24 protein-coding genes are annotated in these 24,032 nt (G+C 43.3%); 16 read left to right on the top strand and 8 right to left on the bottom strand.

All coding sequences use genetic code 11. The features are described from left to right. Window positions 1–266 precede the first annotated feature (266 nt). Both ACFSTG_RS08630 and ACFSTG_RS08635 read left to right on the top strand, forming a co-directional pair. Entirely contained in the window at window positions 267–983 is a 717-nt protein-coding gene (locus tag ACFSTG_RS08630; RefSeq protein ID WP_380751156.1) for a glycosyltransferase family 2 protein, read from the top strand. 1 nt (window position 984) lies between these two features. After that, window positions 985–2,277: an ArnT family glycosyltransferase gene (locus ACFSTG_RS08635; protein ID WP_380751159.1), complete on the top strand. Its 1,293-nt coding sequence runs from the start codon at window positions 985–987 to the stop codon at window positions 2,275–2,277. A gap of 95 nt (window positions 2,278–2,372) precedes the next feature. Here ACFSTG_RS08635 and ACFSTG_RS08640 read toward each other — a convergent pair whose 3' ends face one another. From ACFSTG_RS08640 to ACFSTG_RS08650, 3 genes are all read right to left on the bottom strand, one after another. Continuing rightward, complete coding sequence (locus tag ACFSTG_RS08640; protein ID WP_380751162.1) at window positions 2,373–4,841, bottom strand: polysaccharide biosynthesis tyrosine autokinase; 2,469 nt, start codon at window positions 4,839–4,841, stop codon at window positions 2,373–2,375. 3 nt (window positions 4,842–4,844) lie between these two features. Further along, on the bottom strand, window positions 4,845–5,633 hold the full coding sequence (locus ACFSTG_RS08645; protein ID WP_380751165.1) for a polysaccharide biosynthesis/export family protein: 789 nt from the start codon (window positions 5,631–5,633) through the stop codon (window positions 4,845–4,847). Window positions 5,634–6,153: 520 nt separating this feature from the next. Next, window positions 6,154–6,855 (bottom strand): outer membrane beta-barrel protein, encoded by a 702-nt coding sequence (locus ACFSTG_RS08650; protein ID WP_380751168.1) that lies wholly within the window; start codon window positions 6,853–6,855, stop codon window positions 6,154–6,156. Window positions 6,856–7,369: 514 nt separating this feature from the next. Here ACFSTG_RS08650 and ACFSTG_RS08655 point away from each other — a divergent pair. The 3 genes from ACFSTG_RS08655 to ACFSTG_RS08665 all read left to right on the top strand — a co-directional run bounded on the left by ACFSTG_RS08655 (window position 7,370) and on the right by ACFSTG_RS08665 (window position 10,971). Next, complete coding sequence (locus ACFSTG_RS08655) at window positions 7,370–9,232, top strand: ABC-F family ATP-binding cassette domain-containing protein (protein WP_380751172.1); 1,863 nt, start codon at window positions 7,370–7,372, stop codon at window positions 9,230–9,232. Window positions 9,233–9,411: 179 nt separating this feature from the next. After that, the gene (locus ACFSTG_RS08660) at window positions 9,412–10,014 is read left to right on the top strand and encodes a transposase (RefSeq protein ID WP_380751175.1); all 603 of its coding nucleotides are present in this window, start codon (window positions 9,412–9,414) and stop codon (window positions 10,012–10,014) included. 15 nt (window positions 10,015–10,029) lie between these two features. Then, complete coding sequence (locus ACFSTG_RS08665) at window positions 10,030–10,971, top strand: O-methyltransferase (RefSeq protein WP_380751178.1); 942 nt, start codon at window positions 10,030–10,032, stop codon at window positions 10,969–10,971. A 136-nt stretch (window positions 10,972–11,107) separates the two neighbouring features. On the opposite strand, the gene ACFSTG_RS08670 is transcribed toward ACFSTG_RS08665, so the two are convergent. After that, window positions 11,108–11,278, bottom strand: coding sequence for a hypothetical protein (locus ACFSTG_RS08670; RefSeq protein ID WP_380751181.1), 171 nt, complete (start codon window positions 11,276–11,278; stop codon window positions 11,108–11,110). Between the two features lie 117 nt (window positions 11,279–11,395). On the opposite strand from ACFSTG_RS08670, the gene ACFSTG_RS08675 reads away from it, so the two are divergent. From ACFSTG_RS08675 to ACFSTG_RS08725, 11 genes are all read left to right on the top strand, one after another. After that, window positions 11,396–12,103: an ABC transporter ATP-binding protein gene (locus ACFSTG_RS08675; RefSeq protein ID WP_380751184.1), complete on the top strand. Its 708-nt coding sequence runs from the start codon at window positions 11,396–11,398 to the stop codon at window positions 12,101–12,103. Between the two features lie 114 nt (window positions 12,104–12,217). Next, the gene (locus ACFSTG_RS08680) at window positions 12,218–12,376 is read left to right on the top strand and encodes a hypothetical protein (protein ID WP_380751187.1); all 159 of its coding nucleotides are present in this window, start codon (window positions 12,218–12,220) and stop codon (window positions 12,374–12,376) included. 83 nt (window positions 12,377–12,459) lie between these two features. After that, window positions 12,460–12,630, top strand: coding sequence for a hypothetical protein (locus ACFSTG_RS08685; RefSeq protein WP_380751189.1), 171 nt, complete (start codon window positions 12,460–12,462; stop codon window positions 12,628–12,630). A 118-nt stretch (window positions 12,631–12,748) separates the two neighbouring features. After that, the gene (locus tag ACFSTG_RS08690; RefSeq protein ID WP_380751192.1) at window positions 12,749–13,324 is read left to right on the top strand and encodes a cob(I)yrinic acid a,c-diamide adenosyltransferase; all 576 of its coding nucleotides are present in this window, start codon (window positions 12,749–12,751) and stop codon (window positions 13,322–13,324) included. Window positions 13,325–13,463: 139 nt separating this feature from the next. After that, window positions 13,464–13,685, top strand: coding sequence for a DUF2795 domain-containing protein (locus ACFSTG_RS08695; RefSeq protein WP_008272287.1), 222 nt, complete (start codon window positions 13,464–13,466; stop codon window positions 13,683–13,685). An 86-nt stretch (window positions 13,686–13,771) separates the two neighbouring features. Continuing rightward, entirely contained in the window at window positions 13,772–17,128 is a 3,357-nt protein-coding gene (gene secA, locus ACFSTG_RS08700) for a preprotein translocase subunit SecA (RefSeq protein ID WP_380751195.1), read from the top strand. Window positions 17,129–17,284: 156 nt separating this feature from the next. Next, the gene (locus tag ACFSTG_RS08705; RefSeq protein WP_380751198.1) at window positions 17,285–17,803 is read left to right on the top strand and encodes a DUF4199 domain-containing protein; all 519 of its coding nucleotides are present in this window, start codon (window positions 17,285–17,287) and stop codon (window positions 17,801–17,803) included. Between the two features lie 201 nt (window positions 17,804–18,004). Further along, window positions 18,005–18,535 (top strand): iron transporter, encoded by a 531-nt coding sequence (locus ACFSTG_RS08710; RefSeq protein ID WP_380751201.1) that lies wholly within the window; start codon window positions 18,005–18,007, stop codon window positions 18,533–18,535. 22 nt (window positions 18,536–18,557) lie between these two features. Then, window positions 18,558–19,286, top strand: a complete 729-nt coding sequence (locus tag ACFSTG_RS08715; RefSeq protein ID WP_380751204.1) for a VIT1/CCC1 transporter family protein — start codon at window positions 18,558–18,560, stop codon at window positions 19,284–19,286. Between the two features lie 105 nt (window positions 19,287–19,391). After that, complete coding sequence (locus ACFSTG_RS08720) at window positions 19,392–19,934, top strand: DUF2383 domain-containing protein (protein ID WP_380751207.1); 543 nt, start codon at window positions 19,392–19,394, stop codon at window positions 19,932–19,934. A 158-nt stretch (window positions 19,935–20,092) separates the two neighbouring features. Further along, window positions 20,093–20,677 (top strand): DUF2911 domain-containing protein, encoded by a 585-nt coding sequence (locus tag ACFSTG_RS08725; protein ID WP_380751210.1) that lies wholly within the window; start codon window positions 20,093–20,095, stop codon window positions 20,675–20,677. On the opposite strand, the gene ACFSTG_RS08730 is transcribed toward ACFSTG_RS08725, so the two are convergent. From ACFSTG_RS08730 to ACFSTG_RS08745, 4 genes are read right to left on the bottom strand one after another with little or no spacing between them, the layout of a single operon-like run. Then, a complete protein-coding gene (locus ACFSTG_RS08730; RefSeq protein ID WP_380751213.1) occupies window positions 20,670–21,374 on the bottom strand; it encodes a peptidoglycan DD-metalloendopeptidase family protein in 705 nt (234 codons plus the stop codon). The two genes, ACFSTG_RS08725 and ACFSTG_RS08730, sit on opposite strands and share 8 nt — an antisense overlap. A 31-nt stretch (window positions 21,375–21,405) precedes the next feature. Further along, entirely contained in the window at window positions 21,406–22,794 is a 1,389-nt protein-coding gene (locus ACFSTG_RS08735) for a hypothetical protein (RefSeq protein WP_380751216.1), read from the bottom strand. Continuing rightward, complete coding sequence (locus tag ACFSTG_RS08740) at window positions 22,775–23,383, bottom strand: hypothetical protein (protein ID WP_380751219.1); 609 nt, start codon at window positions 23,381–23,383, stop codon at window positions 22,775–22,777. The genes ACFSTG_RS08735 and ACFSTG_RS08740 overlap by 20 nt, the downstream gene beginning before the upstream one ends. After that, window positions 23,367–23,912 (bottom strand): RNA polymerase sigma factor, encoded by a 546-nt coding sequence (locus ACFSTG_RS08745; protein WP_380751222.1) that lies wholly within the window; start codon window positions 23,910–23,912, stop codon window positions 23,367–23,369. Before ACFSTG_RS08745 ends, ACFSTG_RS08740 begins: the two co-directional genes overlap by 17 nt. Window positions 23,913–24,032: the final 120 nt, after the last annotated feature.

The following is a 24,032-nucleotide window of genomic DNA, read 5'->3' on the forward strand; positions in this document are numbered from 1 at the left end:
TCAGAATATCACAGCGCCTCTTGCAAGAATATAATTTTCTGTTGAGGTCAAAAATATATAATTATTTTTTAGCACATATATTAAACAAAATAGACAAAAACCATTAATTTGCCTCTACACAGTTTTTACATTTTCAAACTCCGCAGTTACTGAGCTCACGGTTCAAAATTGACCTAAAAAGCAGAAAAAATAAATAGTTAGGATTTATGTGAGCTTCAAAATGAAATAAAAATTGTTATTTGTTCCACAAATCTAAAAGTATAGACTTGCAAAAATTATCTGTTCTTATTCCTGCTTACAACGAAGAAAAAACTATTGTTGCCATTCTGGAAGTTTTAAAAGAACTGAAGCTAGATTTCTCTCTTGAAAAGGAGATCATAGTAGTAAATGACTCTTCAACTGATAAAACAAAGGTATTATTGGAAGAATTTAAGCTTGCTAATCCTGAAACCGACATAACCATTTACCACCAAACTTCTAATTTGGGAAAAGGAGCGGCACTTCATCAAGCGATAAAACTAGCAGCAGGCGATTTTATAGTTATTCAAGATGCCGATCTTGAATATGATCCTACAGAATATAACAGACTTCTAAAGCCTGTAATTGCCGGTAAAGCTGATGTGGTATATGGATCAAGATTCATGGGAGGAAATCCTCACCGCATATTGTTCTTCTGGCACTCCATCGGAAATAAATTTTTGACAACTGTTAGCAATGCCTTTACAAATTTAAATCTCACTGACATGGAAACCTGCTATAAATTATTTCGTGCAGAATTTTTAAAGGGCTTGGACTTAAAAGAAAAAAGATTTGGATTTGAGCCAGAAGTAACGGCAAAAATCTGTCGAATTCCAAAAATAAGAATTTATGAGGTAGGCATATCATACTATGGAAGAACGTATGAAGAAGGAAAAAAAATTAACTGGCAAGATGGACTCAGAGCCTTATGGTGCATTTTAAAATACAACACTATTTCAAAGTAATATGTCAGATTATTTAAAGAGGATCAAAATTTTTGCCATTGCTCTAGCTCTTCCTATCCTTCTTTATAATTTTTTCACCGCAGAATCGATGAAATATGATATTGGAGGTGATGCATATGACTATGTCAGCCTAGGAGTCAGCCTGGCAAAAATTCAGAAATATGGACATTTGAGCTTTGATGATGGACTGATAAATGAACTTCAAAAAGATACTATTTCTCAAAAGAATTATGAATTTGCTGGCCATAGCACCTGGAGACCTCCTGTTTGGCCGATTTTAATTGCCGGAGTTTTTTTGATTTCAGGATATAGCTTGACTAACATTATTATTTTTAAGTTTCTCCTTCACCTATTAGGAATTTTTATTTTTTACAGGATGCTAAAGCTGCTAAAATTTCATGGGCTGGGGTTGATTATTGGCACTTTTTTATATGCAGTAAGCCCTGCCTGGCAGCTTTACTCTCGGGTTTTTCTCTCAGAGCCTATTACCTTTTTCTTAATTACACTCTGGATTTACATGTTGTTAAGGCACTACCAAAAAGGAACTGTGTTTTTATGGCAAGCAATTGTTGCAGGCATTTTGATTTTATCTCATCCATATTTCCTTTTTTTACCTTTTTCTGTATGGATAGTCCTTTTTCTTCAGAGAAAATTTGCGCTGAAGAAGGTGATAATTTCCTCTTTTATTGCCACATGCATTATATTTTCCTGGATCGTTAGAAATTTTTATGTCCTGGATACTAATGAATTTGTCCTGACAACCTCTTCAGGAGCGGTACTGGCAAAAGGCTGGAACGGGGAGGTGATTAAAAATCACACCAACACCAAAGGAGATCTAGCAGATGAGACTCTGGTTCTTGCGGATTATAATTTTGATCGCTCTAAAAGGTATAATGAGGTGGAAAAAATGCAGCTTTATAAGAATGCTACACTTGATTTCATTAGAAAGAACCCCCATCTCATCCTCCCGATAGTAAGTACTAAAATTAAGAGTGCCTTTAATCCCTTTCCTGAAACTCCCAGACCAGGTATTCTTGAAATTGGGCGTTGGGGCTTCCAGTTTCTCGCTCTACTTTCTCTCTTATATATCTTTGTATTTTTAGGAAATCCGTTAGTTAAATCTTTAGCATGGGGACTGGTTATTTCTACAATTGGGATAACAGTTATTACCTATTCCGGTTTCCGATTCAGAATGCCACAAGTGGGATTGGAGTTACTTTTGATTGTATATGCGGTAAATGACTTAGGAAAAAGAGTGAAATCTAAAGCAATTCAAAACAATAAGGTAAAATAGGGTCGAGAGAAGGGATAAAAGGGTTATGTCTGCCTAACACTACTTCCCTGAGCGGTTCTTACTTTTCTTAGAATAAGTTTAATGGAGGAAACTGCTTATTCAAAATTCCTCATGATCTCCCTCCACTTCCTCTTCAGCTTACTTTTACGTGTTTCCTGCTGTCCGTAGCCTTTCCCGTATTGACCGTAGCCATAGCCGTAACCATAACCATAACCGTAGCCATAACCATAACCGTATTTGGCGCGGTGGACAAAGTGGTTTAAAACGAAGGAGATGTTTTTTACCTCACCTTTGTTGTATTTCTCATTGATCACCTCCAGCATGCCGCGTTTAGTGTAATCCTGACGGATAAGATATAAGGAGGCATCAGCATATTTAATGAGGTTAAGCGCATCAGCCACCACCCCTACAGGCGGGGTGTCCATGATGATATAATCATAACGCTCCTTTAGCTCAGCCATGAGGGTTTCCATCTGCTCGTTCATAAGAAGTTCAGAAGGGTTTGGCGGAATAGGCCCGGCAGTGATCACATCCAGGTATGGCACCATACTTGGCTGAATAATGGTATCCAAAGATTCCTGGCCAATAAGGTAGTTGACTACCCCTACATCATTATTGATCTTAAAGTCATCAAAGATCTTTGGCTTACGTAAATCGGCACCCACCAACACGGTTTTCTTTTCACTGAGGGCGAAAACTGTGGCCAGGTTCATGGCGCAGAAAGTTTTCCCTTCTCCCGAAACTGAGGAGGTAATAAGAACTGTTTTAGACCCGGTGACGCCCTGCTTTTTATACATAAACTGCAGACTCGATCGCAAGCCCCGGAAACCTTCGGCAATGGCCGATTTGGGTTTCTGAAACACCGCCAGGTTGGTTTCCATGCGGCTCTTCCCGATCATCCCGAGAATGGGAATAGGCGATAACCTGGTTACTTCCTGTGCATTATGGACATTGGTATTCAGAAATACCAGCAGAAAAACAAAGGTCAAGGGGATCATTCCTCCAACCATTAAAGCCATTACGTAGTTAAGCTGAGTGTTTGGTCCAATTTGTCCTCCGCCGGTATCCTTGGCGGTGTCGATCACCATCACATCACTAACGTTGGCTGCTTTGATGAGCCCTGCTTCACTGCGTTTTTCGAGGAACAGGTTGTACGTGCGTTCACTCAGCGAATATTTACGCTGGATCTTTAGCAGGTCCTGTTCTTCCTGCGGAAGCTTCCTGATCTCTGATTCAGCCAGGGCGATATCCCTATTGATATCCCGAAGTTCCTGCCGCAGCAAACGCTGGGAGGAATCCATATTTTCAAGCAGCACATCTTTTACCGCATTGATCTGGCGGTCAATGTTATCAAAAACCGGGGAGTCCTCCTGTAGGGAATACTCATACTTACGGCGCTCTTCGGCCAAAGCCAGAATACGGCCTACCCCGCTTACTATACTCCCTTCATTGATACCGGCTACAGAGGGTGCAGGAACATCTGAATAATCGCTGCGGGTCTGCAGGTAGTCCTGCAAGGTCTCATAATAGGCCAGTTGGCGGGCAATACTTTCTTTTCGCACATCAAGACCGGAGAGTTTTGAATTCAGCTGACTGCTTTCCGCGGAAATATCAAGGATGGAATTGGTATTCCGGAATTTATTCAGCTCATCTTCCACCACCTGCAGCTCCATAGCCTTCACATTCAGGCTACTGTCAATAAAACGGATGGTCTTGGTCGCAAACAGGTTCTTGCGTTCAAGCATATTCTGGCTCAGCACCCGCACCGTACCATTAAGGTAGTCGACAATTTCAGCTTTATTATCCCCTGTCATGGACAAGTTTAACACTGACGCGCCCTGGGACTGCGGATTCACAGAAACACCCCTGAATCTGCCAACGGTACCGTCAAAATGTTTGAATTGCAAATAATAGGGTTTGTCAATAACCGGGGCAATAGGTGTTGGCACCAGTTTTCCGCTGAAAAAAGGCAGGTCAATAGGTTCATCGAGATGGTACTCCTTTACAAACTCCCCCTCCTCTACCACTACCGAGGAACTCTCCTTAGTGCGGTAATTGAACACCGGGGTGTTACTTGTCGGAAAATTAGTGCTGAGGGTAAAGGTTTCGGGATCTTTGAATTTTATGGTAAAGGTTTTTCCCTGCGCCTGAAAGGCGGCCGTATCTGCTACCACTTTAAAAGGGGTAAACCCATAGGCATTCACCCGCTGGTATTTACCATCCTGCTGATACCCTATATAGTACTGCAGCCGCTCCACTACCTCTTCGTTATGAGACCGGGAACGCAAAATGGTCATCGCCGTATTCACCTTATCTGAAGTCCCGCCCCAGTTAAAAGTCAAGCTGGTATTACTGGTAAAAAATGGGTTCTGATCGTCTTTTATGGAAATGGAATTCCCCAACCGGTAAACCGGTAACTTCCGAACGTTATTATAGTATGCCACCCCTAAACTAATAGCGATGGAAATAAGGATAAGCTGCCAGTAACTAAAGACCTTGAGGATAAAACCTTTAAAGTCAAAGGTGGAGCCTACGTCTGAAATGTGATCGTCTTCATGTGCCATACATCACCGTGTAAAAATTAAAATACTACTTATCACTAAAGCCAGGACCGAGGTGAAAGTCTGGAAATTGGACAATCCTGTAGTCCCTAAACCCCAGGCTTTCTGCGGAAGCGGATTCACAATGATCAGGTCATTGGGCTGAATATAATAGTAGGGGGACCTCATCGCATCTATGGTCGTAAGGTCAATATGGTGCCTTTTTTCTCCACCCGGATACTGCCGCACGATGATCACATCTGTACGGTCACCGAATTCAGAAATATCCCCGGCATTGGCAATGGCTTCCATAATGGTCACCTGCTCCTTATAGATCACCTGGCTGCCCGAGCCTATCTCACCAATGGTAGTGTACCTTATTCCGGCAAGTTTAACGGTGACGAATATGTTTGCCTGTTCAGTAAAATACTTTTCCAGCAACTCTTTTTCGATCATCTCCCGCACCTCGTCTACCGTATACCCCAACACCTTCACATTTCCCAAAGTAGGCACCCTGATGTTCCCATGTCGGTCCACCAAAAAACCGTCGTAATAAAGTCTTTCTTCCCCTGTTGCGTTAGGATTCTCCTCCCCAATAGGGTTGAACATCCCCACCAGCTCCTGGTCAAGTGCCTTCACCCTTATGCTCAGCAGGTCATTGATCTGAATGCGGTAAGGTTTCTGAATGCGTTCCACCGAGATCACGCTGTCAATGGTGGCTTCACTCTCCTGCAGATATTTCAGCCGCTTTGTCGGCACACAGGAAGAAAGAAAAATTAAAACGCAAACAACAAGTACTAATGGCCTGACACTCATTCGGGACTAATAAGGTTAAGACAAATATAGGTGTTGAATGTTAATAATAAAATAATTGAAGCACTACTTTGTTAATTGGTGTTAATTCGAAAAGCTATTGGCTGTTAGCTAATGGCTGTTAGCCTTTAGCTGTTGGCTTTTGGCCTTTTTGATTGTTGTTGTGGTTTGTTGAATCTGAAGTGTCATTCAGAAGGAGCTCGGAAGAGCGACTGAAGAATCTCTTTTTAGGGGCGATCTAAAGATTTTTCCATCTGCCGGTAGGCAGGGGGGCTCTTAGAGCGACTGAAGAATCTCTTCTACGATACCATTCAAAGTTAGACTGCTGCGGCAAAAAGGCTCATTCTGCATTGAATTATAACAGAAGCAGAGTTCATAAATCCAAACTGAAAATAGATTGCAGCATTCGTACCTCCTTCTCAGTCACAAAATAAGATCTAACTGAATTTATTATGCCTTTAAGATCTGTCAGGACTTTTTTGAAAAAGTTAAAAAGTAAGTACCCAAGAAAGACAATAGAATTTTAATAGCAAGATCTACCTCTGCGGCGTCCTTCATTAAGTCCGGGTCCGCCAATTTTAAAGATCAAACTAACAATAACCTGATTTAACCGGGAATCATTGAACCAGCCCTTGTTAGCTCCTCCCTGATTACCTCCATATTCACTATTTATAAAATCCACTGCTTGTCTCTCTGCATCAGACAACGAATGTTCATATCGCACGTCGACGCCAAAACGTCCGAATTCTACTTTAGCACCTATTTGTGCATTAATGGGAGTATTCTGCACTACAATATGGTCATTTAGTTCCTCGTCAGGAATTTGAGATTCCAGAATATTGGAATAAACCGGACCTGCATAAATATCCAAGGGTCCGTATATGTTGTAACCCAGAAGAACAGGGATTGTAAAAGTTTGAACATTAAATTCCGTATTCTCATCCCTTTTAGGAATTGCAAATTCCTGTGTTAAGGAACTATAAACGATTTCCGGACGGATAAAGAACTTTCCAAAATTTACTTGTCCAAAAACTCCTCCGTGAAATCCAAGAGCTCCTTCCCCTTCTGCTATTCCGTCCCAATAACTAAGTGTAGAATTATTACCCTGGATCTCGCCGCCCATGGAATAGTTAATTCCTCCTTTAAGCCCGTAACTAAAGGTTTGAGAATAGCCGGTAAGTGTAGCAGCCAAAACAAAGAGTAGGCCTAAAAGATATTTTTTCATAAGATTTGGAATATGCTTCAATTGGTTTACAAATAAAAAGGATTTTTCTCTATACCTCCAACAAATTTGCTCTATTCTAACGGGGAAGATAAAAAAATATTTTGTTTACGCTCCCGGAAGTGATTCTACAAAAATATTACATAGCTCTATTTCATTCGATTTGCAATGGCATTCAAACAAAGCCTAGCCTGGCAATGAGAGGAATTAATAATCCTTCTTCATGGCAAAACCATTCCTTTTCGTTCGCAACATCATATTAAAATTCTTTCCGTCTTTGCGAACCTGTCTGCCGGTAGGCAGGGGAGCTCGGCAGAGCGACTGAAGCAATCTCCTTCTTTAGGACCTCCAATTTTTCTTTTTTACTTTTCACGAAAGAACTCTCCCCAACGTGAGATTGCAGCGGTCGGGTTGTCCCCTCCCTCGCAAAGACGGCTTAAAAATCTTCTAATAGTCTCTGCTAATTGTTAATTGCTCATTGATCATTGAAATCCCTACTTTTGCAAAAAATAACTGCGTGAATTACTTATCGGTTGAAAATATAGCCAAAGCTTACGGGGAGCGGGAACTCTTTCGGGGAATTTCCTTCGGGATCAATGAGGGACAGAAAGTGGGTTTTGTGGCCAAGAACGGAACGGGAAAGACCTCCCTGCTCAACATCCTCTCAGGAGCAGACACTCCCGATGAAGGTCGGGTGGTGTTTCGAAAGGATATTACCACCGCTTTCCTTCCGCAGGAACCAAACCTGGATCCGAAACTTACCGTAGAGCAGACCATCTTCGCTTCAGACAATGAGATCCTGAAGGTAATAGAGCGCTATGAAAAGGCCCTGGAGAATCCGGAAGATTCCGAAGCCTATCAAAAAGCATTTGAACAGATGGAGGCCCACCAGGCCTGGGATTTCGAATCCACTTACAAACAAATACTTTTCAAGCTCAATCTGGAAGACCTGCATGCCATGGTGGGGAGCCTGAGCGGAGGACAGAAAAAAAGACTGGCGCTCGCTTCCATGATCCTCAACAAACCGGATCTTATCATCATGGATGAGCCCACCAACCACCTCGACCTGGACATGATCGAATGGCTGGAGGAATTCTTCCGCAAAGAGAATTTTACCATTTTCATGGTTACCCACGACCGCTACTTCCTGGAACGGGTTTGTAATGAGATCGTAGAACTGGAAGATGGTAACCTGTACACATATAAAGGAAACTACTCCTATTACCTCGACAAAAAGGAAGAAAGGATCTCCCTTGATCAAACCAATACCGATAAGGCTAAACAGCTTTTCAAGAAAGAACTTGACTGGATGCGGCGACAGCCAAAAGCCCGTACCACCAAGTCGAAATCCCGCATCGAAGATTTCCACGAGATCAAGGACCGGGCTTCCAAACGCCGTAATGACCACCAGGTGCAACTGGAGATCAATATGGAACGTATGGGCAATAAAATTGTAGAGTTCCATAATATTTCGAAAAGCTATGGCGACCTGGAACTGTTGCATAAATTCAATTACAACTTCCAGCCGGGTGACCGCCTGGGGATCATTGGCAAGAATGGAACAGGAAAATCCACTTTCCTGAACATTATGACAGGCGCTGTTCAACCAGATTCGGGCAAGGTCGTGATCGGTGAAACCGTGAAATTCGGGTATTACACCCAGCGGGGAATTGAGGTAAAACCAGGTCAGAAGGTAATAGACGTCATCAGGGAATACGGGGATTATATTCCGCTTAAAAAGGGAAGGCAGATCTCTGCGCAGCAGTTGCTGGAACGTTTTCTCTTTGACCGCAAGAAGCAATACGATTTTGTGGAGAAACTCAGCGGGGGCGAGAGAAAACGCCTTTACCTGTGTACCGTGCTTATTCAGAATCCAAATTTCCTCATCCTGGATGAGCCTACCAACGACCTGGACATCGTGACCCTGAACGTTCTGGAAAACTTCCTTTTAGATTTTCCGGGCTGCCTCATCGTGGTTTCCCATGACCGGTATTTTATGGACAAGATCGTAGATCACCTGTTCGTGTTTAAAGGCAATACTGAAATTGTGGATTTCCCCGGAAATTATACCGATTACCGGGAGTATGAATCCAGCAAGGAACCTGAGCCTGCAGCCAAACCTGAAACGCCAACCGACAAAAAGGAATGGAAGAAAGAAACTCCTTCTGCCGGACTTACCTATAACGAGCAGAAGGAATACCAGAAGCTGGAGCGGGAGATCCATAACCTCGAGAAAAAGAAAGAAGAGATTCAGCAGAAATTCCTGCAGGAGTTAAATCCCGATGAGATCGCCAAAACTTCGATGTCCCTCAAAAAGACCGAAGATGAGATCGAGAAGAAAACGGAGAGGTGGTTTGAGTTGGGAGCGAAGATGGAGTAGTTACAACCCTTTCAGCGGTTTTTAACCCTGAAAGCGGTTGATTACACCTAACCCTCTTTCGGGGCTCCAAGCCGCCGAAAGGGGTGACCGATTACCCAACCCTTTCAGCGGGTTTTTACCCTGAAAGTGGTTGGTTTAATGAAATTTTATATTTAATTTCTTTCCTCAAAATAAAAAAATTGCAGATCGAACCTATAGAACCGGGAAACTTCTACCATATCTACAACCGTGGGAACAACGGTTCAAACATCTTTTTTGAGGAGGATAATTATCAACATTTCCTGCGACTCTATAAGAAATACATGTATGCTGTAGCCGATACCTTTGCCTGGTGCCTAATGCAGAATCATTTTCATGTACTTATTTATCTCAAAACTGACAGTGAAATTAAGAAGGAGGACTATTTATTTTCTCCGGGGAAAGAACCGAAGAAACCTGATGCCTCCAGACAGCTCGGTCATTTATTTAATGCATATGTTCAGGCAATTAATAAGAAATACGGAAGAACAGGAAGTCTTCTGGAAAAACCCTTTGAACGTAAGAGAATAACTTCTGAAGATTATTTGAGAAAATTGATATTCTACATCCATAACAATCCTGTTCATCATTCAGTTGCTGAAAACATTTCTTCTTATCAATGGAGTTCTTATCATGAATTTATAAAAGAAGAAGCTATAGTTAAGAAAAAGGAAGTTTTTGAATTGTTTGGTGATTTGGAAAACTTTAAAATATACCATCAAAAAGAATATACGAACGAACCCTTTCAGGGTTTGGAACCCTGAAAGGGTTGAAGTACGATGCACATTATTTTTGCTTACATAAAGTTCCTCCTTCGCTCCACGAACCAACATGGGGTACACTCGCCGTTTGTATTCAATCTGGTCACGAAATGCTTTTATGACAAAAAGGAATATCCCGCTTACGCGATCCTGAAGCAATACCGAAGAGCGCTGCGGAAGGATAAAAGAATTATTAAAATAAAAGACTTCGGCGCCGGAAGCAGAACATTCAGATCTGATGAACGCAGGGTTTCCGAAATAGCAAAAAACGCCGGAATTTCCACGAAGCGCGCCCGACTCCTAAACAGGCTGGTACGTTACCTCAAGGTGGACCGGGCACTGGAACTCGGCACCTCCCTGGGGCTGGGAACTTCGGCTATGGCAGCAGGAAATGAAGTAAAGATTACCACGATAGAAGGATGTCTTGAAACAGCTGCTATAGCAAAGGAGCAGTTCGATAGGTTTAACTTTTCAGGAATTGAGCCTAAGGTTGGGAAATTTGAAGCTTTTCTGGAGGACAGTGGGCAGAGGGCAGAGGACATAAATTCCAAATCTCAAATCTTTACCCGCCGAAGCCCTGGCGAAGGCGGGCCAAATTCCAATTTTTCCACTACCGACAACCCACAACCGACAACTTACAACCGACGAACAGATGGCGCAGATTTGCAATCCGTGCCGGGTAAACCCAACTCCATACTCAATACTCAATACTCACTACTATATATAGACGGCAATCACCGGAAAGAAGCGACTTTACGTTATTTTGAAAAATTGCTTCCCACTGTACATAACGATACGGTCATGATCTTCGATGATATTCACTGGTCGGCAGGGATGGAAGAAGCATGGGAAGAGATCAAAAAACATCCGTCTGTGACCGTTACCATAGATACCTTTTTCTGGGGTTTGGTTTTCTTCCGGCAGGAACAGGAAAAAGAGCATTTTGTGATCAGGGTGTAATTTAGGTTTTTTCCTCTTTGCAAACCTGTCTGCCGTGGTGGGGCGGGGGTGTGGGATGAGAATCATAAAATAGGTCACCAATGCCACACCTGCCGGCAGGCGGGCTTTAGGGCCGGGGCAAAGAAGCGCGGTGACATCACAACGGGAGATTGCCGCGGTCGGTTGCCCCCCTCGCAAAGACGGTAACAATGAAAAATCTCATCCTCTCCCCACCCTCTTCAGAGGAGAGGGAGTAATTCATGTAGCTCCTCTCCCTCAGGGAGAGCCTGCCCGCCGAGGTGAGGAGGGGGTGTGGGATGAGGATCAAATACCGAATAATTAAATCGATTCTGCTAATTGTTCATTGATAATTGATAACTGATAATTGATCGAATGTAACATTATCCTCTTCCCTGCGTCTAACCTTTTGAATTCAATTTTGCTTATGAGCAGCGTAATAAAGATCAGGAATATTACCCGGGATTTCTCCCTGGGGCAGGAAATTGTAAAAGTTTTAAAAGGCATCGACCTCGACATTGATAAGGGCGAGTATGTGGCCTTTATGGGTCCGTCAGGTTCCGGGAAATCTACTTTAATGAACATCCTGGGATGTCTGGACACGCCCACTTCGGGCCAATACATCCTCAACGGAAACGATGTTAGCCAGATGAGCGACAATGACCTTGCCGAGATAAGGAACAAGGAGATAGGATTCGTTTTCCAAACTTTCAACCTCCTGCCCCGCACCACTGCCCTTGACAACGTGGCGTTACCCATGATCTACGCCGGGGCTACAAGAACCGAACGCAAGGAAAGGGCCGAAAAGGTCCTTACCGATGTAGGCCTGGCCGACAGGATGGACCATAAACCCAACCAGCTTTCGGGAGGACAACGACAGCGGGTGGCCGTGGGAAGAGCTTTAGTGAACAAACCTTCTATTATCCTCGCCGATGAGCCTACCGGAAACCTCGATTCCAAAACTTCCGTAGAGATCATGAACCTGTTTGATGACATACATGCAGCAGGAAATACCGTGATCCTCGTAACCCACGAGGAAGAGATCGCCAGGCATGCACACAGGATCATAAGGCTACGCGACGGTATGGTGGAAAGCGACGAGAGAAAGGAAATGAATCTTGAAGTACGGGGGTAAAAGTAGGAAGTACGAAGTAAAATTTCGGTTTTCTAAAAATATCGTATTTTCGGTATGATCAGCATCAGTGGAAACCGGAACAGGAACAAACCACCTTCTAAATTCTAAGTTTTAATGTCTTTTCTCGATAGCGATACTCTCCTGTACCTTGTCATTATTGTGGTCTTCCTGGCTTTTTTTCTTTGGAACCGAAACCGGGCAAAGAAAAACAGGGAGAATAAGAAGAACCGCAGTTTCCGCAAGAGATACCACGAGCGACGCAGGAACCGATAGCTGAAAAATTCCTAAAAGTCTGGTTAAAATTTTAAGCCTTCCGCAGGGATTTGGTATATTTATGAAGTACCAAACCTATTGCTATGACCGATTTCCTGACCAACGAACTATTCCTTTACCTTGCGCTGGGGTGTGTTGTGGTGGCTTTCGCTTTGTATATAAGAAGCCGCAGAAGAAGAAAAAAGATTCTTGAAAGACGCAGGTTGCTCAACCAGGAAACCCCTAATGCTAAAGAGAGTAATAAGATCGTATAAGAACCCTTCTGGTCACGGTACCCAAATAATGCCGCGTATTTTTTACAACCCCTGCATTTTTCCTTATTTTAGGCGTCCTTCCACACTTACATGTGACAGGCCATAAAACAAAAATCAAATGAAGATCTATACCAAAACGGGAGATAAAGGCACAACCGCCCTTTTCGGAGGTACCCGCGTTCCCAAACATCATATTCGTATTGAAAGTTACGGCACTGTGGATGAACTGAATTCCCATATAGGACTACTAAGGGATCACGAGGTAGATAAGCACAGTCACGAGATCCTGTTGAGGATTCAGGACCGGCTGTTGACCATAGGTTCCATCCTCGCCACAGATCCCGCCAGGGCTACCTTAAAAAGCGGAAAAGCAAGGCTCAACATCCCAAAGATCTCTGCGGAAGATATCCAGCTTCTGGAGAAAGAAATGGATTGCATGAATGAAGAATTACCTGAAATGACACATTTTGTACTTCCCGGCGGACACAAAGCCGTGTCAGTTTGTCACATTACCCGCTGTGTATGCCGCCGCGCTGAACGTTTAGCGACTGCTTTACATGAGTTGGAACCCTTTGAAGAAGAAGTTTTGCAGTATTTGAACCGCCTTAGCGATTACCTGTTTGTGCTGGCACGAAAGTTGACTCAGGATCTAAAGACCAACGAAATTCAATGGATCCCGCAGAAAGACAGCTAATTTCACACTTTTGAACGGCCGTTTTTGCCTGGAAACATTCACGGTCACACGTTCTTAAAATTAATGATAAATAAATGATTTTTTTCTTGACTTTCTCGTCAAAAAAATTATTTTTGCAAAAATTAAAACCGATTAACCAATGTATTGGACATTAGAATTAGCATCCTACCTAAGTGATGCACCATGGCCCGCAACAAAAGATGAGTTAATTGATTACGCCATCAGGACGGGTGCCCCGCTGGAGGTTGTTGAAAACCTGCAGGCGATAGAGGATGAAGGAGATTCTTATGATTCGATCGAGGAGATCTGGCCAGATTATCCTACCGATGAAGATTATCTCTGGAATGAGGATGAGTATTAGAAGCACACAAAATAAATAGAAGAAAAAAGTCTCAAAATTGAGGCTTTTTTTATTCGTACATTTGACATAATAAAACAATAAAAACTATGAGTTTTTTAGATTCAGTATTGAAAGTTTTTGTTGGCGACAAGTCTAAAAAGGACATTAGGGAAATTCAACCCGTTGTTTCGAAGATTAAAGAGCTGGAAAAAGAGTTTGAAGCCCTTTCTTTAGATGAACTTCGCGCCAAAACCGCCACTTTCAAAAATAAGATACAGGAAGCCCTAAAAGAGGTAAACGAACAGATAACAAGCCTTAATGCCGAAGCTGACGCCTCTGAAGATATCACCCGAAAAGAAGAGATCTACGCTGAAATAGACAGTTTAAAGGAGAAATCCTATCAAACTTCTGAGGAGGTATTGAACGAGATACTTCCGGAAGCCTTTGCGACCGTAAAGGAAACTGCAAGAAGGTTTGCCCATAATACACAGCTGCAGGTAACTGCCTCTGCCTATGATCGTGAACTTTCCGCAGAAAAAGATTACGTAAACCTCGACGGCGACCACGCTATTTGGAGCAACTCCTGGGATGCAGCCGGTAAACCCATTACCTGGGATATGGTGCACTATGACGTGCAGCTTATTGGAGGTGTCGCTATGCACCAGGGAAAGATCGCAGAAATGCAGACCGGGGAAGGTAAAACCTTGGTAGCTACCCTGCCAATGTACCTCAACGCCCTTACGGGGAACGGAGTGCACCTGGTGACCGTGAACGATTACCTTGCCAAAAGGGACAGCGCCTGGATGGCACCCCTGTTCCAGTTTCACGGTTTGACTGTTGACTGTATTGACTATCACAGACCAAATTCGGCTGCAAGGCGTAAAGCCTATAATGCCGATATCACCTACGGAACAAATAACGAATTCGGGTTTGACTACCTGCGTGACAACATGTCCCATTCTCCCGATGACCTTGTGCAGCGCGTGCACAACTACGCGATCGTGGATGAGGTGGATTCTGTTCTGGTAGATGACGCCAGGACTCCGCTTATCATTTCAGGTCCAATCCCAAAAGGTGATGTACATGAATTCGATCAACTAAAGCCTGCTATTTCTAATATTGTGGAGGCCCAGCGTAAATATCTTACCGGAGTACTTGCCGAAGCCAAGAAACTTATTGCCTCAGGCAACACCGAAGATGGCGGTTTCCAGCTGCTGCGTGTGTACCGCGGGCTCCCAAAGAACAAAGCTTTGATCAAGTTCCTTAGTGAGGAAGGGATCAAAACTCTGCTCCAAAAGACCGAGAACAAGTATATGGCAGACAATAACCGGGAAATGCCGAAAGTTGATGCCGAGCTATACTTTGTTATTGAAGAGAAGAATAACCAGATCGACCTTACAGATAAAGGGATCGAATTCCTTTCAGGAAAAGATGACCCCGATTTCTTTGTGATGCCCGAAATTGGAATGGAGATCGCAGGCATCGAAAAACTAGGTCTTTCAAAAGAAGAAGAAGCTGAGAAAAAAGAAGAACTCTTCCGCGATTACAGCGTTAAGAGTGAACGTATTCATACCCTTCGACAGCTGTTGAAAGCCTACACCTTGTTCGAAAAGGATACCGAATATGTGGTGATGGACAATAAGGTGAAGATCGTTGATGAGCAAACAGGGCGTATCATGGAAGGGCGTCGTTACAGTGACGGGCTACACCAGGCAATTGAAGCCAAAGAGAACGTGAAGATCGAGGATGCAACCCAAACTTTCGCAACGGTCACGCTGCAGAATTACTTCAGGATGTATAGCAAATTATCGGGTATGACCGGTACTGCTGTTACAGAAGCCGGGGAATTATGGGAGATCTATAAACTTGATGTAGTGGAGATCCCAACTAACCGTCCTATTGCCAGAAAAGATAAAGAAGACCTCGTATTCAAAACGAAACGTGAGAAATATAATGCGGTAATTGAACACGTTACCGAACTTTCAAGGGCAGGAAGACCGGTGTTGATAGGTACCACTTCCGTAGAAATTTCTGAATTATTGAGCCGTATGCTTACCCTTCGGAAAGTTCCCCACAATGTACTGAACGCCAAACTACACAAGAAGGAGGCAGATATCGTTGCCGAAGCAGGTAATGCCGGGGTGGTGACCATTGCCACCAACATGGCCGGCCGGGGTACAGATATCAAACTAAGCCCTGAAGTGAAAGAAGCAGGAGGTCTTGCCATAGTAGGTACAGAACGTCACGATTCCAGACGGGTGGACAGGCAGCTGAGAGGTCGTGCAGGTCGCCAGGGGGACCCGGGAAGTTCCCAGTTCTATGTTTCACTGGAGGATAACCTCATGAGGTTGTTTGGATCTGAAAAGATCGCCAAACTTATGGACCGTATGGGTCTTGAGGAGGGTGAAGTGATTCAGCATTCCATGATCTCCAAATCAATAGAAAGGGCACAAAAGAAAGTGGAAGAGAATAACTTCGGGGTACGTAAGCGACTGCTGGAGTATGACGATGTGATGAACGCGCAACGGGAGGTGGTGTACAAACGCCGTTACCACGCCCTTTTTGGGGATAGATTGCGGGTGGATATTGCCAATATGATCTATGATACTTCTGAAGCGATCGCTGAAAGCAATAAGCTCGCGAACGACTTTAAGAATTTCGAATTTGAACTGATAAGATATTTCTCCATGAGCTCCCCAATTACGGAAGACGAGTTCGAGAAAATGGATTTCCTGAAGATTGCGCGTACGGTTTACAAATCTGCTTACGAGCACTACCAGGAAAAGATGAAGCACAGTGCTGCGGCCGCTTATCCCGTGATCAAACAGGTGTGGGAAGATAAGGGGAATAACTTTGAAAGGATCTCTGTACCCTTCACAGATGGGGTGAAAACACTTTCTGTGGTTACCAATCTGGAGAAAGCATACGAGTCTGAAGGAAAACAACTTATCCATGACTTTGAAAAGAACATAAGTTTAGCCATTATCGATGATGCGTGGAAAACGCACTTGAGAAAGATGGATGAACTAAAACAGAGTGTGCAGCTGGCTGTTCATGAGCAAAAAGATCCATTATTGATCTACAAGTTCGAAGCATTTGAATTGTTCAAGGTGATGCTGGACCAGGTGAACCGGGATGTGATCTCCTTCCTTTTCAAAGGGGAACTGCCTGCACCCAACCCAAGCCAGATCCATGAAGCCAGGCAGGTAAGAAGCCGTGAAAAGGTGGAGACCTCAAAAGAAGAGATCCCCAACATGGATGAACGTGCCTCACAAAGCCGGGCTGCCGGACAAACGCAGCGACGCCCGCAGGTTACCGAAACCATTACCAGGGAACGCCCAAAGATTGGACGTAACGACAAGGTCACCATTAAAAATGTGATGACCGGAGAGAATAAGAGCATGAAATTCAAACAGGCCATTCCTTTACTTGACAAAGGAGACTGGGTACTGGTAGATAAATAATCTTTTGAGCTTTATTTCTCCTCTATTTGTATAGAGAGATGTCCAAAGAACAGAATACTCATATGCCGAAGCACTCGCTTCGGCATTTTTTTTGCCCCAATTTCCAAACAGGTTTCTTTTTTTCCTATTTTTAAGGTACCAACCTTAACTATGGCTATGAGCAAATACCGCATCGAGATCAAATGGTCTGTTATTTTCTCTGTCGCTATGATCCTGTGGATGCTTGGTGAAAAATATTTTGGACTTCACGATGAATATATTGCCGAGCACTCTTTTTACACCAGCTTTTTTGGAATCGTCGCCATAGGGATCTATTTGCTTGCCCTGTACGACAAAAGAAAGAATTATCACAACGGATTTATGAGCTGGACAGATGGCTTTAAGACCGGAGCTATCCTCACGCTCGGCATTGTCATCCTCTCCCCTTTCGTGCAGCTGCTCATTATTGAATTTATTACCCCCAACTATTTCAGGAACATTACTGAATATTCGATTGAAGCAGGAGAAATGACCCGGGAAGAAGCAGAGGAATATTTCAATACAACCAACTATATCCTTCAGAGTGTGTTGTGGGCAGCTGTTTCAGGCTTGATAACCGCAGCCATTGCAGCACTTCTTCTCCGCCGTAAGCTGCGTGATCCCTACCAGGTGAAAGGAACCACTCCATACAGGTAAAATGGTAAAATTCGACATCCCCTTCCGTAGAAAAAATTCAAGCAAAACCCAAAACCGGATTTAATTTTTTGGAACTGCCTGAAGGACCTCCGGAAAACGCATATGAAAATACCATTTCCGATTCTCTTTTTAACAGGTCTTTAGCAGCAAAAGCAGGCCCTGATACTTATCTTAAAGAGACTAACCTTTAAGACCAAAAAAATGAAAATCGAAGACAACGAAAAAAAGATCAAACTGGCAGAAGACCAGGGGAAAGCATATACCGCGGCGCTGGATTACATGAAAGAGATGGACAACCACGCCGAAAAGGAAGTGGATGACTACATCATAAGCCTGGCTTCTGAAGAAGCTGAAGGCACTTACCAACTGCAGGAAGGAAAGCTGAAATGGAACACTCCTAAAGAGGGTTTTAATACGCACCTGGAGATCGTGGTGAGAGACAAAAAAGACAAACGTTTTATTCCGGGTTTAAAAATTCGCGGAAAAGTTCTCGATGAGGACGGAAAGCAGATCATAGAGACCGATTTTCCACTCCTTTGGCATCCATTCCTGCTCCATTATGGCGCATTCTTTAAAATTCCGAAGGAAGGAAAATATAAAGTCCAGCTGGAAATTCCGACACCCGAATTCCACAGGCACGACGAGATCAAGGGGAAAAGATTCGAGAAGGATGTGAAGGTGGAAATAGAGATCGACATGGAGACCGGAAGAGAACCTCATGGACCCGAATAACCTCATTTTCAAATAATGCCACATGCAGGAAAAAAAACTCCATTCCCAGGGAAAGATCCTCTTCTTCAATAAAGAATACATCGCCGAATTCGTTTACGGAGGGATAGACGGGGCTATCACAACATTTGCAGTAGTTGCCGGCGCTGAAGGTGCCAACCTTGGGATCTCTGTAGTGGTGATCCTGGGGCTGGCCAACCTTATTGCTGATGGTTTCTCAATGTCTGTAGGGAACTTCTTTTCCACTAAGGCAGAAAGGGATTCTTTTGAAAAACACCGGCAGGTGGAATACTGGGAAATTGAGAACCTGCGGGATAAAGAGATCGAAGAGATCAGGGAGATCTATGCCGCAAAAGGTTTTAAAGGAGAGCTCCTGGAACAGGTGATAGAAGTGATTATCTCAGACAAAGATGTGTGGGTAGATACCATGATGAAGGAGGAACTTGAAATGACTAAAAGTGATAAGGCCCCTTATAAGACTGCTGCCGTAACCTTCTTTAGCTTTTTAGCGGTGGGTTCTGTACCCTTACTATCATATTTCTTCGCAGGTGCTGATATGTCGATCGAAAAGCCCGAACTTTTTGTTTATTCCTGCATACTTACAGGTGTGGCCCTCGCTATAGTGGGCAGCTTTAAAAGTATAGTGGCTGAAAAGAATATTTTCATAGGCATTATGGAGACTCTTCTTTTGGGAGGACTCGCAGCCTTGCTCGCTTACTTTGTAGGTGACGTATTGGAACAGTTGTTCAGGTAAGAATTACCACACCAATTTTTTCTTAAGATTTTTTTATTTTTCTTAAAATTTACCGAATATTCTATTAAAAATCAGCGTTTTAACAATTGCTTGGCAGAGCAAAATATGATCTCCAAAGTATATTGGTCTTATAATCTAAAAAGGACTAATATGGAAGATCGTTACTCTAAATTTAAGAAGTTAAACTGGCTCCTGTCGGCAAGCTTTGAAGCTGAGCGAGTATACTATAATGCCGGGGAAGATGTTCAGCAGGTAGAACTAAAGCGGTTTTTCAATTTTGAAAGTGTGAACCGCAACAGGTTTAGCTATGAGATCTCAGAACAACTGGTTCAAGCCGGTGTTGAGCCTGAAAAAGAATGGATCCAGAAAGGTAACCTGGATCGTGACTGGAGGGAAGAGAAAAAAGCCCTTACCAGAAGCCGTCCCTTAAAACTGCTTAAAAAATGCAGGGAAAGGGATGAAGAGAACCTGCAGCTTTATGATGAGATCCTGGAGGAGGGGAAACTTCCCAAAGAAGTCCTTAAGATCCTTAAAAAACAAAGATCGTCTATCATCATGAGCCTGGAAAAGGCTGAGAGGTTCAGGACCGGGGAACAGGTACTTGATCCTTCCAGAAGAAGCAAGGTCGTCGCCCTTAAAGCAATGTAATTTATTGCTGCTGTTTTATATTAACTGTCCAGAGAAAGAAATTTTCGTTAATCTGCCAACCATTATATATGGGAACCCAGTCTAACCACCGCGAAAAAATACTTTTTTTGGACAGTCTTTTTATATAACTTCGGCCTAAACTTTGTTCCCTTGCTATTATGAGAAAAATCCTGGAGCGTAGCTTTATTGGAGTCATTGTTCTTATAATGGCCATTATGGTTTCGTATTTTATCTTTAAGATCAATACGAAATCCTATAGTCCCGAAGATACAGTCACCTATCAAAAGGACGGGCTTAGCCTGGAAGTATTTTACAATCGTCCTTATAAAAAGGACAGACAGATCTTCGGGGGACTCGTTCCTTTCGATCAAGTGTGGCGCACAGGAGCCAACGAAGCCACAACTTTTACCACTACCAAAGACATTCTTGTAGACGGCTCCCTTCTTCCCGAAGGAAAATATACCCTCTGGACCATCCCGATGGAAGATACCTGGAAGGTGATCTTTAATTCTGAAATGTATCCCTGGGGAATCACAGCAAATGAAGTCCCCTTCCGGGTAGCAGATTATGACGTATTAACCATTGAGGTTGACGTTACGCCCCTGGACGAGGTCGTCGAACAGTTCACCATTAGTTTTACCGAAGCTTATAATTTTGTAATGCTCAACCTGGCCTGGGATAAGACCATGATCAGTATTCCCATAAAAGATGCTGAAAAAGTACAGCGGGTAAGATCTAGATAGAAAACGGGATCTTTAGCAGGAGATTGGGATCGGGACAGTTTTGAAGATAATGCGACAACTCTTTTCTACACGCAACTCCGGGATAATCTCCTATCCTGTTTCCAGGGTCCTTTATGATCTGGAAATGTAAATGAGGTGCATATTCCCCATTTTCTAAGGGGCTGCCCAGGACAGCTATCTGCTGCCCCCTGTTTACCCTTACCCCAACCTTTAATTCCTGAAGAGATGCTCTGCTTAAATGGCCGTAAAGGGTATAGAATTTACGTTCTTCAAAATTATGTTCCAGGATTATGGTAGGGCCATAGTCTCCAAAATTGTCATTATCCCTGAAGCTATGGATTCTTCCATCAAGCACGGCCAATACGGGAGTTCCCGCAGGTGCCCAGATATCCATTCCCAGGTGAACATCTCTTACCAGGTCTTCATCAATGGCTTCAGAAAACAGACTGCTCCGCCTGTACAATCCGCGTTTTTCATTATACCCGCCCCACGCTATTTTCATACCCGTTCGGGAAAGGAAACCGTCGAGATATTTTGATAATCCTTCCGGAGTGGAAAGTGCGGTAGGGGTGAGTTCCTTATTTTCCGCAGAGAGATCAACAGGAATATATTCCTTAACAGAAAAGCCGGCATCAACAACGGGAGTGAATCCTTCTGTTAAGCCGGCAATGAAATCTAAAAATTCGTTTTCCTGCATTTACTTTTTTGACAAAAGTAATCCATGAAATTTACTTCAGCAATACATCACTAAAACTCGCACTTATAGAAACCGAAGCATTTGCATTCTTATTTTTACTGAACCCCTGCAATTTCTCAGTGTTATAGGATTTACTGGATTTTACCTTTAAACCTTCCGGGTAAGTCAGCTTACTTTTAGTCCCCGTGTAGGTGAAATTATAGGCAACATCTGGCAGGTCAAGTTTAAGGTCGCTGTTCTCGAGGATGATGTCAAGACTGTTGAACCCGGTTCCCAGCTTATCTATCACCAGCTCCCCGAAAGTCCCTTTAAAGATACCGTTGTTTTCCAGCTCCTTCACGGTCACCTCGCTTGAATTGGAGGTAAGTTTTATGCTTACCGCCTTATCAATATTAAGATCCTGCACGTAAGATGCATTCAACATCCCGTAATTCCACTGCTTCACCTTTACCGGGGTATAAGACACCTTAAGGTCGGTCTTTTCTCCCGAGATGGTATTGGCCGAGAACTTACTGTGGGAAATATTCCCTCTGAGGTTCTTTGTTTCCCCGTTAAGTTTCACATCCCCATGGCGAATGTTCATTTTCACCTGTCCGTTTCGGGGCATCCTGATCCTTATGGTTTTTTTAGCAGCATCACTGTCTTTCAGTACCACCACTTTTTTGTCACCATATCGGGATTCCATTTCTTTTCCTACCTGTTCTCCCCATTTTTCCATTTCCTTCCCGAAATTCTCTCCCCAGGCTTCCATACTTTTTCCAAACTCTTCTCCCCAGGCTTCCATTCTCTTTTCGAGTTCGGCGGTCTCTTTGGCGTTTCGTTTCCACATAGCCGAATCTTTTTCAAATCGCTCTGCCCATTCCTCCATGGATCTTTCAAAATCTTTCCCGAAGCCTTTTTCCATCTTCTTCTCCCACTTTTCAAGGTATTTATCTCCATCTTTCCGGTAGGCTTCGTAATCGAATTTCATCTCTGCCATATTATCGTAGAATTCCTGCGGAAGCGGGTTTCCTGAAATTCCTTCAAGCAAGGGCCCTATCATCTCCTGTAGCGGAGAGATAATTTCGGTTAGACTGGCCATTGGCCCTTCCAGGGCGGTCATATCGATATTTCCGTCCCAGGTTCCACCGCCTGCTGAATTTATATATACTTCAGAAGCATTTCCCCTGGTCTCGAGTTTCCATGCGTCCAGGTTCTTTTCAATATCCTTTTTCTCAGCGCCTTTCATTTCAAGGAGCGCCTCGATCTGCACCTCATTCTTATCCCAGTAGTCAATAATGACATTGGTGTACTTTGAGTCGATGTTCACAGTTACCCCGGAATTGGTCTTGTACGACTTGTCCAGTTTTTTGGTTTGCGCCATAAGCCCTGTACAACACAGCAGGCATATGATCATATAATTAAGCCTGAAAATTTTCATAGTCTTTATTTTTTGATTGATTGATTTCTTTGAGTTTCTCCTTTAACTTATACAGCAATTCCAGCCTGAGCTGCAAATTTGCGATCAAAGCCCCGACACTGCTTTCATTAAGCCCGGTCTCATTGATCTCTGCATTTAACCTGCTGTATTCTTTATCAAGTTCGGCCAGTTGTTCCATAAAGGAATCGACCAGGGCTTTGTTCTCATCGTTCACTTCGAGTTTGGCCAGTTCAATATTCAAACTTGCCATATAGTAATTCTCGATCTTCCTGAACTCGGGCGAGACGTCGCTCAACTGGTATTCTTTTGAAACGGGAATTACTTCCTCCTTCTCTTCTGTCACCGGATTTTCTACTACCTGCTGTCCGTTTATAAACTCATCAGGAGCCAAAAAGAAGTATCCAATTCCCAGTAACACGACCAGTACAGCCGCGATCTTGAGGAACATGAACCTATTCCCTGATTTATTTTTCTTCTGCGGAAAGGCTTTTTCAAGCCTGGCCTCAAATCTCTGCTGATGCCCTTTTTCCAATTTGTCGGAAACCAGAGGCTTATCCTCCTGAAGCATTTTTCTAATATCCTGTGCCATGTCGTAGGTCTTTTAATTCTTCCTGTAATTTTTTCTTTCCCCTGTGCACCAGCGTCCGTGATGCAATTTGTGTTATATTCAATATTTCAGATATCTCTTCGTGATCATAACCTTCCAGCAGATACAGCATAAGGGGATATTTATACTTTTCAGGAAGGTCTTCTATTTTCTGTTTCACTTCCCCTATTCCCACACCGTCATCAACACTCCAGTTATCTTCCTCTTCAACGCTTTCCAGGATTTGTTCGTTGATCGCGACGAGTTCCATTTTTTTGGCTTTCAGTTTATCCAGGCACTTGTTGATCACGATCCTCTTCAACCAGGCCCCGAAGGTCACTTCCCCGGTAAACTGATGCAATTTTTCAAAAGCCTTTATAAAGGACTCCTGCAAGGCATCTTCAGCTTCTGCAGAATCTTTCATGAAGCGTTTTGCCACATAGTACATCCCCTCACAGTACTTGTTGTACAGTTTAAGTTGTGCCCGGCGGTTGTTCTGCTTGCAAGCCTCAATTAACTGATGTTGTATCAAAATGACTTTGTTTGGTTGCTGTTCACTTTAAAGACGACAGGTTTATACTAATGTTGCAAAACCCTGAAAAATATTCTGTCTGTAGAGCTAAAAGTAAATATTTTACAGGAAAAGCTTCTA

It is taken from the genome of Salinimicrobium flavum, assembly GCF_042684505.1.
In the GTDB taxonomy this organism is placed as follows: domain Bacteria; phylum Bacteroidota; class Bacteroidia; order Flavobacteriales; family Flavobacteriaceae; genus Salinimicrobium; species Salinimicrobium flavum.

Excerpts from the sequence above, each read along its gene's own strand:
- ACFSTG_RS08645 (WP_380751165.1), bottom strand. The coding sequence starts at position 5,633 with ATGAGTGTCAGGCCATTAGTACTTGTTGTTTGCGTTTTAATTTTTCTT.
- ACFSTG_RS08665 (WP_380751178.1), top strand. The coding sequence starts at position 10,030 with ATGCACATTATTTTTGCTTACATAAAGTTCCTCCTTCGCTCCACGAAC.
- ACFSTG_RS08680 (WP_380751187.1), top strand. The coding sequence starts at position 12,218 with ATGTCTTTTCTCGATAGCGATACTCTCCTGTACCTTGTCATTATTGTG.
- ACFSTG_RS08675 (WP_380751184.1), top strand. The coding sequence starts at position 11,396 with ATGAGCAGCGTAATAAAGATCAGGAATATTACCCGGGATTTCTCCCTG.
- ACFSTG_RS08705 (WP_380751198.1), top strand. The coding sequence starts at position 17,285 with ATGAGCAAATACCGCATCGAGATCAAATGGTCTGTTATTTTCTCTGTC.
- secA (WP_380751195.1), top strand. The coding sequence starts at position 13,772 with ATGAGTTTTTTAGATTCAGTATTGAAAGTTTTTGTTGGCGACAAGTCT.
- ACFSTG_RS08640 (WP_380751162.1), bottom strand. The coding sequence starts at position 4,841 with ATGGCACATGAAGACGATCACATTTCAGACGTAGGCTCCACCTTTGAC.
- ACFSTG_RS08650 (WP_380751168.1), bottom strand. The coding sequence starts at position 6,855 with ATGAAAAAATATCTTTTAGGCCTACTCTTTGTTTTGGCTGCTACACTT.
- ACFSTG_RS08695 (WP_008272287.1), top strand. The coding sequence starts at position 13,464 with ATGTATTGGACATTAGAATTAGCATCCTACCTAAGTGATGCACCATGG.
- ACFSTG_RS08735 (WP_380751216.1), bottom strand. The coding sequence starts at position 22,794 with ATGAAAATTTTCAGGCTTAATTATATGATCATATGCCTGCTGTGTTGT.
- ACFSTG_RS08730 (WP_380751213.1), bottom strand. The coding sequence starts at position 21,374 with ATGCAGGAAAACGAATTTTTAGATTTCATTGCCGGCTTAACAGAAGGA.
- ACFSTG_RS08710 (WP_380751201.1), top strand. The coding sequence starts at position 18,005 with ATGAAAATCGAAGACAACGAAAAAAAGATCAAACTGGCAGAAGACCAG.
- ACFSTG_RS08725 (WP_380751210.1), top strand. The coding sequence starts at position 20,093 with ATGAGAAAAATCCTGGAGCGTAGCTTTATTGGAGTCATTGTTCTTATA.
- ACFSTG_RS08715 (WP_380751204.1), top strand. The coding sequence starts at position 18,558 with ATGCAGGAAAAAAAACTCCATTCCCAGGGAAAGATCCTCTTCTTCAAT.
- ACFSTG_RS08685 (WP_380751189.1), top strand. The coding sequence starts at position 12,460 with ATGACCGATTTCCTGACCAACGAACTATTCCTTTACCTTGCGCTGGGG.
- ACFSTG_RS08720 (WP_380751207.1), top strand. The coding sequence starts at position 19,392 with ATGATCTCCAAAGTATATTGGTCTTATAATCTAAAAAGGACTAATATG.
- ACFSTG_RS08635 (WP_380751159.1), top strand. The coding sequence starts at position 985 with ATGTCAGATTATTTAAAGAGGATCAAAATTTTTGCCATTGCTCTAGCT.
- ACFSTG_RS08690 (WP_380751192.1), top strand. The coding sequence starts at position 12,749 with ATGAAGATCTATACCAAAACGGGAGATAAAGGCACAACCGCCCTTTTC.
- ACFSTG_RS08740 (WP_380751219.1), bottom strand. The coding sequence starts at position 23,383 with ATGGCACAGGATATTAGAAAAATGCTTCAGGAGGATAAGCCTCTGGTT.